The organism is Arachidicoccus terrestris, assembly GCF_020042345.1.
Classification (GTDB): Bacteria; Bacteroidota; Bacteroidia; order Chitinophagales; family Chitinophagaceae; genus Arachidicoccus; species Arachidicoccus terrestris.
The window spans coordinates 1030631-1043930 of record NZ_CP083387.1; the positions used below are offsets into that span (position 1 = coordinate 1030631).

7 protein-coding genes are annotated in these 13300 nt (G+C 48.7%); all 7 read right to left on the minus strand.

The genetic code is table 11. The annotated features are described in order from the left end of the window. Positions 1-36: 36 nt before the first annotated feature. Positions 37-1536, minus strand: a complete 1500-nt coding sequence (locus K9M52_RS04005; RefSeq protein WP_224070775.1) for a sialate O-acetylesterase — start codon at positions 1534-1536, stop codon at positions 37-39. Then, positions 1536-3383: an exo-alpha-sialidase gene (locus K9M52_RS04010; protein ID WP_224070776.1), complete on the minus strand. Its 1848-nt coding sequence runs from the start codon at positions 3381-3383 to the stop codon at positions 1536-1538. The genes K9M52_RS04005 and K9M52_RS04010 overlap by 1 nt, the downstream gene beginning before the upstream one ends. Positions 3384-3424: 41 nt before the next feature. Further along, positions 3425-4453, minus strand: coding sequence for a glycoside hydrolase family 43 protein (locus K9M52_RS04015; protein WP_224070777.1), 1029 nt, complete (start codon positions 4451-4453; stop codon positions 3425-3427). 336 nt (positions 4454-4789) lie between these two features. After that, positions 4790-6262, minus strand: a complete 1473-nt coding sequence (locus K9M52_RS04020; RefSeq protein WP_224070778.1) for a glycoside hydrolase family 140 protein — start codon at positions 6260-6262, stop codon at positions 4790-4792. A gap of 65 nt (positions 6263-6327) precedes the next feature. Next, positions 6328-9585: a DUF6298 domain-containing protein gene (locus tag K9M52_RS04025; protein ID WP_224070779.1), complete on the minus strand. Its 3258-nt coding sequence runs from the start codon at positions 9583-9585 to the stop codon at positions 6328-6330. A 55-nt stretch (positions 9586-9640) separates the two neighbouring features. Next, positions 9641-11320 (minus strand): pectate lyase family protein, encoded by a 1680-nt coding sequence (locus K9M52_RS04030; protein ID WP_317197280.1) that lies wholly within the window; start codon positions 11318-11320, stop codon positions 9641-9643. Positions 11321-11531: 211 nt separating this feature from the next. Continuing rightward, positions 11532-13205: a pectate lyase family protein gene (locus K9M52_RS04035; RefSeq protein ID WP_224070780.1), complete on the minus strand. Its 1674-nt coding sequence runs from the start codon at positions 13203-13205 to the stop codon at positions 11532-11534. Positions 13206-13300 lie beyond the last annotated feature (95 nt).

The following is a 13300-nucleotide window of genomic DNA, read 5'->3' on the forward strand; positions in this document are numbered from 1 at the left end:
TCTATTTTCTATGTTCTTTTTCGCATGGTCCTGTGCTTACTTCAGCACTACGCCGGCATAAGGGCTGTCGGTCCTGAACGGCACAGCCGGCAGCCCGGCCTTATTAAAAAAATCAGGTTGCGCTGTTTCTGTCCAGGCAAATCTTGCCGCTGCGGGATGTAGTACTTCCTTACTGGTCAATTCAATATGGTCACCTGTAATGACCGCCCTGGCAGGAAAAAATTGTCCATCCCGTCCCGCCAGCTCAAAATAATTCAGCGGGCCGCCGTCTTTAGCGACCAGGCCTCCACCCGTATGCGTAAAATAAAGCGTCATTTTATTGCCATCGACCGCATGACGCCGATAGACAGGACCGCTGTATTCCACAGGTTTTTTATAGGTCTTAGCCAGCGCAATGGCAGCCAGGCGCTCACCCACCGCCCATTTGCCCGGTGGATGTATGTTCTTAAGGTTGTCCGGCAAATCTGTCGTGACTGCCATACCGGTTTGTGGGATCTGTAAACATAATGCCTGCGCCTCCCAGAATTTAGGCAAGGTATACTGCGTTAAAGGATAATCACCTTTATTACTGCCATAATAAAAAGGCGCAATCTGCACATAATAAAACGGCAATTGCTGATCCCCCCACTCTGTGCGCCACTGACGGATCAGGGCCTGCATTTTAAAAGCGTACTGCAGGCTATCGTTCATAAAACAATTGGTCTCTCCCTGATACCATAAAAATCCCCGGATCGTAAAAGGCGCCAATGTTTGCACCAAGGTAGGATAAAATTTGCCTGGCCGGCTGTAATCAAAGTAAAGCTGATCGCTGGCAGGATCAATAGCTGTAATCTGCCCTGCTAACCAGGGCTCTATGGCACTGCCGGGAATCGCGTTAGCGATCATGCCAATGGGTACATGCAGTTCCTTATAGAGTTTGCGGGCAAAGAAATAAGCGGCGGCTGAAAATGAGCGAAGCGCAGAATCTTCTGCCACCGACCACCCTTCATGCGCCGGGTGCCGTTTTGCCATCGCCTTTCTGAGTCCCAGGAAGATCCGGATCTGATCATTATGCGCATACTGAAGCTCGTCTACCGGTGAATGCGAAAAGCCTTCAGGGGGCGCTACTTTAGTCACCTTACTGTTTTTGCGCATGGTATATTCCATATTGGATTGCCCGGAACAGAGCCAGACTTCACCGGTCAGAATGCCATGCAATACAATCCTGTTGCTCCCTTCAATGATCATGTCAGCCGGGCGGGCGGAGGCAGCCATCGGCTTCAGCGTCACCATCCAGTTGCCTGATCCGTCTGCCATGGCACGCACCTGTTGGCCCCGGAAACGCACGGTTATTTTTTCCAATGGTGCTGCCTGCCCCCAGATAGCGACAGGCTTATTTCTTTGCAGTACCATATTATGACCAATCACCTGGGGTAAGCTAACAGCTGCATGAGCGGCACCGGCCAGGCTCATACACAACAAGGCCAGCGCACCGCAAACGCCATTGCGCACGTAACTTATATGCTGTAGGATCGCTTTATTTTTTATCTGTATCATTATTGAGCCTCCGAGGTCTTGAGCGATGTGATATAATAAGCAGCTTCCTTGTCTATCTTGCCCGCATCCGGCAAGTCATCCTCAGGATCAGTCGGTGTATCCGCATTAGGAAATCTTCTGACATCTCCTGTCCTGAAGCAGATCCGGCTGATTTCATGTACGGGGGCAAAGAACAGGTTCCGCATTTTATCCTCTCCATTGATGTTCACTGTATAGAAACGGCTAGCGGTATTGAGTGAAACCCTGATATGATATACTTTACCGGCATCATAATGCATGATCTCTTTATTGCGGTAGCCTGCTTTTGTATAAAAAGAGCCCAGGCTATCCAGACTCAGCCGAACGGCGGCAGCACCTACGTTGTTCTGAAACTCAATATCCAGATGGCCATGATCATTTTGACCGGCAATAAGTGTGAACTCCGCTACAAGCTGCCTGGAAGCGGGAATCACCCTGGTCGCTTTGGCATAGTCAAAATGGTCCGCATCTTTCAACGCCAGCGCTTTGTTGCCATCTTTCATCTTCACGATCCTGACAGGTGCCATGAGCGGACTAAAATAATTCCATTGTTTAAGCTCCTTGCCATCGGGCATGTCGTTAAACACTTCATTGGCCTGGCCCGCAGGCTGATCTGTAACGGGCACGGGAATATCAGCGACCCACATATCTTCTTTATTCATGCTGTAGGTCACCCAGAGATCTCCCCCGGGCACACGGCCATTCCCTTCTACAATTCCTCTGGTATATTGCGGCCCATAGGACTTATAGGCTCCGCCATAGCGCATGGACGTAATCTCCCCGTTCACCAGCATTAAATTGGTATAATTGAGCCCGTCCTCACTGGTAGAGATCGCCAGCGGCCACCGGAATTCCGAAGGATTATATACCGTCGCGTATTTACCGTCACTGGTGCGCTGGCCCCAGATCTTCGCGTTCGCATTCACAAAGCCGGGCGCACGTACCGCATTTTCAGGCCAGCTGTGGCCACCATCCTTACTGATAGCCGTCAGGGCATATTTCCAGAGCCCCACTACTCTTCCGTCGGGAAGATGGTAAAAACTGAAGGCTTTATAATTCTTTTTTAAAGGGATTAGAGGATCTTTCCGATCTGTTTCTTCCTCCCATTGCATCATCATCAGCGGATCTTTCATGAGTTCTTCACAACCCGCTACAAACCCTTTGTCTTTACTTTCCTTATAAAAAGGATAAGACGTATTTTCAGCGGTCCATCCCGGGTTATAATGAATAAAATAAATGGGGCCCCAGCTGCCATCTTTGTATACCTCCCGGACCACGCGGCCAATACCTTTTCCGTCATTCGGATCATCATGGGCATGCAGCACGATGCCGTAGAAACCGAGCACAAAAAGACGCCCTGATTTCGTCACGTAAAAACCCATGCGCTGATGCATCACTGCATCCAGATTTTTAGCCTCCCCTTCAACACCCGGTTTGGTGGTTCCATCCGGGATCCGGTAAATCGGAAATACAACTTTGGGTTGTGTCCAGTCCTTGCCATCCTTTGATGTCAACAACAGTGTCTGGCCGGGAGGGACGCTTTCTCCCACTTCATCGCTCAGGTACTCAACATAAAACTGGTTATTCCAATAGGCCATCATCGGCTGATGATTGTAAGTCCAGCCATATCCCTCGGCCATTTCGGGATGTTGCCTGTTGGCCCGGAAGATCTGTTGATTATGTACGCCGATCGCCATAGGCAGGCGGCCATCATGATAATCTACATTTACCTGCCTTTTACCTGTGTAATGGACGGTATCCTGCGCCTTTAATTGTAGCGTAAGGACACCGGCGAAAATAGAACCTGCAATTATTATACTTCTTATCATTGTATGAACCCGTATTTATGGATAGCCGTAGCGGCCTGTCTTTAGTGATTTGTTTTGGCCTGAGTACTTTGCTTTAACGATTGTAAAAACTTTCTGGTAACCGGTACAATCGTACCGTGTTTATGCCCCCCGGGAATACTTATCCGGGACGAAACGTCTTCAAAGTGGATGAAATCCTTTGTCCGGGCTGCCCCGAATTTTCCTTTCCGGTACCAGTCATAATAAATCAGATACTTCCCATGTGTTTTTAAGACAGAAGGGCCCTCGCTAAACAATGGTGTAAAAGCGGGAGACGGATTTTTAAAGGGGCCTAGCGCCGAAGGTCCGAACGCGACTTTGATATCCCGCTCAGGCCGGGTATTATCTTTAAACACCAATACATAATCATCACTGGCTCTTTCAACCAATGTTGCATCGATACTGCTATAACCCGGATCATAATATAGTTTAGGCGTACTGAACTGTTTAAAATCTTTTGTAACAGTATAGTATAACCTGTGATTGTTGTCTTCGTCTTCCTGCCCTTTGGCGAATTTATAAGGAATCGTAGAGGCCCATACGATCAGAAAATCTCCTTTGTCTTTTCTGTAAAAGAGCTCCGGCGCCCACACGTTTACGGTAGCCGGTTCGGCGGCCATGATGGGTACGACTTTTTCCGGGGACCAGTGTATTAAGTCTTTGGAACTGGCATAGCCAAACCCTTCATTGCCCTTCCAGGCCAGTGTCCACACCAGGTGAAATACGCCATCCGGCCCCTCAACCATGGAAGGGTCACGCATAATTTTATCCTCACCCGCTGTGGGCGGCAGGAAAATACCCGGGAGACTGTCCCAGTGGTAGCCGTCCATGCTATAAAGGAGCCTCAGTCCTTCATTAGCGGGTTCATGAAAGGAGGTATACAAAAAGGCTTTTCGCTGACAACCGGTCCCGATGGCCATTAATAATGTTGCCCCGAGTATGGCAGACAGCCACCGGCCTTTGCCGGCCTTACGGCGCTCCATGAATGGTAACAGCCCCGACAGGCGATTGGAAGTATAACCGGAAACGGATGTTTTGTTTAGTCGCTGCATTACTTAATTTAATATATAAAATTCTCCTGATTGCCCACCGATGCCTTGCACGCTTATCGTCCTATTTTTATGCTCGCATTTATTCCACAAGTCAGACCTTCCTTTCCAACACATTAAAACGTACCGGGCGTACGTTTTAATGTCGCATAGATTTGTTTTTTGCAGCAGGTATAAAACAAATCAACGTTTGTCACTTTATATATCAAAAGTACATTTATATATAAATAATATCTTCTAAAATATTATCATTAAATAATCATTTATTATCACAAAATGGGCTATCCGGCCACATTGTGCTGGTGGATAGCCCATTTACTTAATTTGAGAATAGTGAAGTTACCCGGCGGACTGATCGATGATCAGCACCCAGTCATTTCCATGCGCTTTTTCACCCGGAGGGTGGGCACTGTATTTTTTGGCGGCACCGATTTCCTGCTGCCTGACAGTCTCCCCGTTTCTCGGATTAAACCAGCTCACCTGAATTTTCCCCTTCCCGGCATCAAACCCGCTTAGATCCACCTGAAAGTCTCTGCCATTCGGTGTATAAAACAGGGCATATCCTTCTGCTTTGGTAGCGGCCACATAATCATAGCGTGTGCCCTGGTCCAGGACCATCGTCGTGTCGGGCACCCGGGTAAGATAGGATGACCTGTCAAGCATTAATTTTTTCAAATATATCAATTGACCTGCGGCCGTGTCCTGCAGTGCCGCTTCCCAGCCCTTGGTTACACCATAGGCGCCTGCGACACCTGTTGACGGGTCATAAAACTGCATAACGGCATTGGCACCATATGTAAACCCACAAGCCCCTGAAAAGACGGACCAATAGGCATATCTTCTGATCGCCGCAGCATCCCATCTGGGTTGCAAAGAATCATGAAGGCCCTGCGGAATGCCTTCATAGGAAGGTTCCGCATCCAGCGTAGGCTTTGCGGGTTTCTGCCGGTAATCGGCCTGAACATATTTGTAATTGTCTTCCCCATATTGTAAAGTGCCCGGCTCATTATCCTGGTCATATCTGCGATGACCGGATTGGAAGCAATTAAAATCCAGCCAGGATGCATTATGAAACCAGGTGGATGACTGTGTCCTGCCTCTTGGATGAAAGCTCATCAACTGCGCCGGATTCGCACCTTTAATCGTGGTGCCGATCGCCTGCCATATATCCATCGAATCGGTTCCGAGTACATCCCCTCCATTGAACCATACCACATTTTTTGCTCCGTGATATCTGCCTGCCAGAAAACGGGCATAGGCAGTCGCTTGCGGGATGCTGACCTTGCCGGATTTGACCACAGACCCCCACACCGGAACCAGGGCCACCAGCATATGAAGACGGTCAGCCCGAGCAACCAGAGAATCCAGCCCCTGCCAATAGTTCAGCGTATCAGTTCCGGGGCTGGTTATCGTATCCGGCCGGCTGAGATCCTTATCCAGTAAAGCTGATCTGCCATAAATATTTCTCTCACCCAGGTCATGGATCACCATCACCTGAATGACATTAAACCCTTTTTGCGCCCTGTCTTTCAGATAAGTTATCACCTGGTCCTGCCCCAATTTACTGAGCAGCAACCATCCCGTATCACCCAGCCAAAAAAACGGATGACCTTGCTGATCCACAAAATAGCGATGATTATCTGATACCCGGATAGGGAAGACGGGCCGTACAGACAGGTTACTTTGCGCCTGCTGTTTATTGCCCGCCGGCGAGTGGCAGGCACTCAATGAAACAGACAGCCCCAATACAAAAAGCCACGCTTTCTGTAGGCTCCGCCCCCCGAACATACATGCATTCTTTAATACATTCATAATTGAAAGTTGTCTAGTCAATAAATTGAAATATTTTTAAATTACACGTTCCCATGCACCTCTGGTTATTGAGCTTTGAGCCAAAAAACGGTATCGTTGCCACTGGCCGTCAACTGTAGTGCGCCGGCTTCAGTGGCTTGTTTGTTATGACCGCTTTTTATCTTTCCCGTTGCCGGATCAATAGCTGTCAGCTGATAGCGTTTTTTCAGATCTTTGTCTAATAGAGCTGCCTGATGTCCCTTTTGAACATAGATTATATAATCGCCCTTATCGCTGCGTAAGCCGCAGGCGCCATCCGCCGCCTTGCCGGAAGCAGCGTTCAGACCTACCGGACGCATGTCCGCCGCGGCGGATAAAAACGAAGGTGATAACGCGGCAGGCAAATCCGGCAGCGAGCCGCCGGCCATAAAACTGGCCCAGCCCAGTCCGGCGGCATTATCAGCGGAATACATTACCGCCTTGTCCGGATACCTGTCCCGGTACTCCCTGACGGCGCGGTACACCTGTTCGAAACTTGTGTTTTTCGGTTTAAATAATCGGGCCTGTTGCCGGGGCGCCAGATTTTTTCCGCCTTTCGGTGCGTAAGCTGATCCGTCTTTCTGATAGTACCAATACCGGATATCGATAACTTTAACAATAGGATTTAGTCTTGGATCGGCCAGTATGCTGTCCTGTACGTCTTTAGTGGTGCTCAGACCGATAAAGGGCGCATTTTTCCCTGTTCTGTTGTTTTTCTTTTCCCAGTCCCCGATCGTTTGCAACCAGAACCGGACAAAATGCGTCGGGCCGGTAAATTCTTCACAAATAAACTGAATGACGTTATGGTTATCTTTGAAGTTGGCGAGGCACTGATCAATAAATGCCTGATGTAAACCTCTTCTTGCAGGATTGGTTTCATCATAAAACTGCTCTGCCATAAAAAGACGCTTATCCGCTGCATAGTGCACCGGTTCAGGAAAGCCGGTATGATTAATATTATTGACAGGGCGCCAGGGAAAATCCGCGTAATGCGCGCCCGCTTCAATGATATTATGCTGAAAATAATTATGATGGATCAGTACCAGTCCTTTCTGGTCCGCCAGATCAGCAAACCGTTTTAGCCTTGACCAGTAAAAGGGATTATATTTGGTGAGGTCATACTTACTTAGACCATCCCAGGCCGTTCCCTTTCCGCTTCTGGCAAAAGGTAACTCATAAAAAGGCGGCCAGACATTTCCGTTTTGACGGCGGACTCTTTCATGGTCGTCTCTTCTGCGGTCATACCAGAGCCCGTAATTTTGTTCCATCACTCGTATATGTCTTCGCTGCATCTGATCGGTAACCGTGTCCAGATTATCCGTCAGGCCGGTACCCGTTCTTCCCGGCACGAAACGCGTGATCGCCGGTTTGGCTTTCGCGACAAAATCCCGGGCGACGGTACCAAACCACCAGGGCGTCTGTTGCCGGCCGCCCGTCAACACCTGTCCGCCGCGTTCCAGCCAGCCGTTTTTAAGCACCATCGGCGTCACGGCAGCGGCCTTTTTCACAGGTTCCAGCCCGATCTTATAAATGCTTGGCGCCCCCCCAGCCGCTACAGGCAAGGGATCGCGGCTGATCAGCGTATCGATCCAGTCTTTCATGGTCATGGCAGGCGTATAAGCCTCCGCTGTCAGGGCGGCCGCCGCCTCTTCGGTCGGGCTGCTGCTGGCTTCTCCTTCAAAAGGCATTAGGTCTGCCTGCTGCTGTACATCCCTGCCCAGTCTCTGGGCAAGCTGCGTATAATAAAAACTTCTGGGGGACATCCAGTTATTGGATTCTGCCCAATAGCCATCGCCGCCAAATTGTGCCCAGGTGCCAAAAGCATAGTTCTGGGCGGTCGGCGGCCTGGCCACATTAACCCTGGAAGCATAACAATTCCAGAGCAACGAATTGGCCGCATTCCAACCAGCACCTTGTTCATTCTGGCCCAGATTACGGAACTCCAGGGTCTGTCCATCCAGCCGTACCAGGTCAAACAGAACACCTGAAGCCCAGCTGTTCACCGAACCGCTGTAACTCAACGCCTCTTCTCCCTGGCACTGTACAAAAGCATTCGGGCCTGCGGCACAAAAGCCGACAGAGAAATCGTGATATCCCTGTTCACTGTACAGTCGCTGAAAAAGATTCTGCTGGCCGGTCGTACTAAAGACATAGCGCCGTTGTCCGCCGATTTCAGAAACAGGATCTGTCGACTGGCAATCTTCCACCGTAAAACGCTGTGCCCCTTCCAGTAGGCTGACCGCTGAACCGGCAAAATATTGGAAATGAATACGCCGGATCCAGCCGTCAATTGCATTATTCACGACGATGGCCATCCACCTGTGATCTTCATCTTTTTGACGACTATGATCATAATCGGACACCAGGTGCAGATTTTCAACCCCTACATGACTGATCCTGCCCGGCCATGTGAACCTGGCGACCGTGGCAGTACCATAGCGTTTATCCAGTGCTGTGGTCAGTGGTGCATCCAGGGCGATACCGGAATCTGTAACCGCTGTCACCCGGCGGCTCCAGAAAATATCCTCCGCTCCCGGCTTCCAGCCGAGCGCAGAGACGTCGCCGCCAAATGTACGGGTGCCTAACTGATCAATCCAGGCCTCAGTGCATGGCCGGTGAATAACGACCTGATCTCCCTGCTTAAAAGCAGCAGGATCGGTCAGTCTTAAAAACCGCGCGTTCACGGCAACATAATCCTGATCAATCGTCACGGGCGCCTGGTTGACGCTGTCTTTCTTACCTTCAATAAGAATCAGGGGCGACCGTCCAGTCCCATCTCCTGACAATACAGTTCCTTCTTTGCCAGGTCCGGCGCCCCGCAAAACAACACCTGAATGGCGGATATGCAGTGTACCGCTTATGTGATAGGTACCCGGGGCCAGTAAGACAACACCTCTGAATCCCGAAGCCTGGACCGGCAATTTACCGACATAGTCAATAGCCGATTGCAGCGCTGTGGTGGCATCTCCGGTACGTAATGGCACTGTGACTTTGACCGGAATATCATCCGGAATAGAAGAATCGGACGCCTGGTACCCGCAGTAGGAAAAATCAACAATGCGGTTACCGAGTGAATCCGGATGGTAAACGAATTTTCCTCCCTTTTGCCACTCCAGTGGCGCTATGGGTTTGTTTTCTTTTTTATTTTTCTGGCCATAGCTTACTGCTATTGTCATAAGGCAGGTTAATGAAAAAGCCAGGCTATATTTTGCAACCAGGCAGCAGTATACAGTTAAAGCAGGGAAGATATTTCCCTGCTTTAACGTATATACATTACGCATCTGATTGCGGCTAGTATGATTCATACTCTAAAATTACAAATTGATGAATAAATCAGCGAATCAGGGTAATCATTGCTTTTTAAGGCCGGACACGTTTAATCGGCACCAGACTGTTCAGATACACTTCAATGTTCGTGTAGCCACCGCCGTTTTTAGCGAGTTTACTGGCGTCTGAATGATCATTCGCATTCAGGCCATGTTTGGTCTCATAAGCATCCGGGATACCATCCTGATCGGCGTCAGCATAAGGCGTACCGTTATACTCAGGATAACCGCCGACCTGACTGATGTCACTGATAATTCCTTTCTTATAGGAATCCTGGGGCATCCTGCGTTTGATGTACGGTGTCACTCCTGACTTTTCATCTTGTTCAACATAGACAATTTTGCCCGTTTTTACTTCTTTTATCACACGGGTGTCTACCGGATCCCTTTTAGGTAAAAATGCGCCCACATTGTCCAATACGTAATTGTAAGCCTTTTTAGCACTGAGAATACTGACATTCCCCTTCAAGGCAAATGGCTGATCCACTTTAATCGCCTTGGTGAATTCACCGGCATCGGGCATATCCTCGATCTGTACACCGCCGTTCCAGTTATTTTTTGTTACAGCCTTATCACCGTCCACATAATTGCCGTGCACATATGCCTTACCATACATTTTCCTTTTCTGTGCATCTCTTCCCGCTTCCGGTTTCAGGATACGATGACTGATCGGCTCATCTTTAGGTGTAATGGGCCCTGGCTTATAATAGTTATTAATAAAATTATACTCGGATCTGTGATCTCCCCCATCTACACTACGGTTCCACCAGTTAAAGATCACATTATTGACAAAACCAAAGCTGCCATACATACCTACGGATGGATTACGGGCGACATTATTGGCCCATAAGTTTCTCATAAAAGTACTGTTTAGACCGCCCAGTGTACTACCGAAAGCATGATTATACGTATCCAGCCCTTCTGAGAAAATAGAGTTCTGTATCGTGACATTAACGGTCGGCAGTTTCAGGGCCTTGCCCTGGCGGTCATAAACATGGCGGTAAATGGACATATTCTCATCCAGGCCCCAGCTCGCTGAAACATGGTCGATCATAATATTACCTACCGGATTACCACCCAGTCCGTCATCTCTGCGGCCCACATCCGTTGCCCCTCTTCTGAAACGCATAAAGCGGACGATTACATCATGGGTATCGATCCATACGGACTCTCCGGCAATGCAGATGCCATCACCCGGAGCAGACTGACCTTCGATGGTCACATATGGCGCCCTGATGATCACCGGGCTCTTTAGATGGATGATGCCAGCCACATTGAATACAATCGTTCTGGCACCGCCTTGCTCACAGGCCTCCCTAAAAGTACCGGGGCCGCTGTCGGCCAGGCTGGTTACGACAAAGACCTTACCTCCTCTTCCGCCAGGCGTGTAGGCCCCGCCACCCTGCGCTCCGGGAAAAGCAACAATACTGGCTTGCTTCAGATCCTCCGGTTTGGCTGCCCAGGGCACATAAGGTTTGCCTTCCCTGGCTTCTTTTTCAACAATTGGCAGCGCTTTGGCCCAGGCAGCGTCAGATAATTTCTTGGCCACAGCCAGCGCACTGTCCGATTTCGCCTGTACAGCCGGCGGGATTTTTGGATACTGCGCCTTAGCGACAGCTCCTAATAATAAAAATGAAGCCAACAACCCCATGCTTCTACAGGCACGTCCTTTGTGCATATCTAAACGCGTTAATGTAACAGATAACTGATTCATAATAGTAGTTCATGCAACCTGCCGGTGAACGGACAGGCATACTGATTTTTAATTGAGTAATAAAGTACCGGTGATCCCTCCATGATATAAACAATAACATGGAATGGATGTGTTCCTTTTGAGCGGACTCAAAAGAAACACATCATTTCTGGATTCCATAAAACCAATCTGACCTTGCGGTCCAACAACTAATCAAACAAAACAAAAAAAACTATGATTTCTGATAGTCCGGACGCACCGTATTAATAGGCACCACACTATTCAGGAATACTTCAATATTGGTGTATCCGTGACCATTTTTTGCCTCTTTGGGCGCATCCGAAGCGTCATTCGGATTCAGGCCATTTTTAGTTTCATAGCTATCAGGCATACCGTCATGGTCGCTGTCTTTATACGGCGTTCCGTTATAGTCGGGATAGCCGCCTACTTGTTTAATTTCTGTAATGATACCCAATTTATAAGAATCTTTGGGCAGCTTACGCACCTTGAACTGATAGTCATTATCGGTATTGATTTCTTTATAGGTAATCTTACCGGTGCGCACCTGTTCTACCACTCTTTTATCCACCGCATCTCTGACAGGCAGTGTGGCGCCGACATTATTCAATACATACTGCAAGGCCTGTTTTGCCGGCAAGATCGTTACAGGCGCATGCGGGAAAGGCTTATCCCACTTCATATAAGGGAAATATTTTTTAGCGCTGTCCAGACTCATCAGATCACCGTCAGTTCCTTCCATCTGAACACCCCCATCCCAGTTATCTTTTGTTACACGGTCATTGCCATACATGATATTGCCATGGACATAGGCTCTGCCAAATACCTTATAAGGTAATTTACTACGGCCTGATTCTGGCTTAAGAATCCGGTGGCCGACAGGATCTTCTTTTTCTGTAACAGGACCGGGTTTATAATAGTTATTGATAATATTATAAAGGGAGGTATAGTCTCCACCATCTGTAGAACGATGATGCCAGTTAAATACGACGTTATTGACAAAATTGAATACCCCATTCCATCCGATGGATGGATTACGACCCGTATTATCCGCCCAAAGGTTCCGTGCCAGCATGCAGTTTTCCCCGCCCATGGTGGATCCAAATGCATGATTCCAATAATCCAGTGATTCTGCAGAAATACTGTTTTGAACCGTCATATTCGCGGTACCGTGTTTTTCCTCTTTTGAACCGTCCCCCGGGTCAAACATATGTCTGTATATGGACATATTTTCATCCAGGCCCCAGCTGGCGGAAACATGATCAATCATAATATTACCAACCGGGTTTCCGCCCAGCGCGTCATCTCTGCGGCCTACCCATGTCTTTCCTCTCCTGAAACGCATATAGCGTAAAATCACATCGTGGGTATTGATCCAGAATGATTCACCGGCAATACATACACCGTCACCGGGTGCCGTCTGCCCTTCAATCGTTACATAAGGTGCACGGAGTATAATAGGGGTTTCCAGATGGATAATACCTGCTACATTAAACACAATTGTTCTGGCACCGCCTTTTTCACAGGCTTCCCGGAAAGTGCCCGGGCCATGATCCGCCAGGCTGGTCACGACATATACTTTTCCGCCTCTGCCGCCTGCCGTATGGGCTCCTCCGCCCTCTGCACCGGGAAAGGCCAACAAATCTGACTGTGGCAGATCGGTCGGCCTTGCCGCCCAGGGAATATAGGGTCTACCTTCCCGGGCTTCTTTTTGTACGATTGGATAGGCAATTTGCCACATGGAATCTGAATGGGCCTTAAAACCATCAGTAAAAACTTTGATGGAGTCACGCATTTCAGAAGTGATTGTCGGATACTGTGCCTTTAGCATCTTGGAGCCGCCGACCATCAGCGTGCAAAAGAGCAAAGGCAAAGAATACTTTTTCATTAATTAATTTTAACTAATTTTGTTTTTAAATTTGTTACGCTTTTCAACTGGCACTACAGCGAATACCAGGGACGATCTATCCCCGAACTTATCCA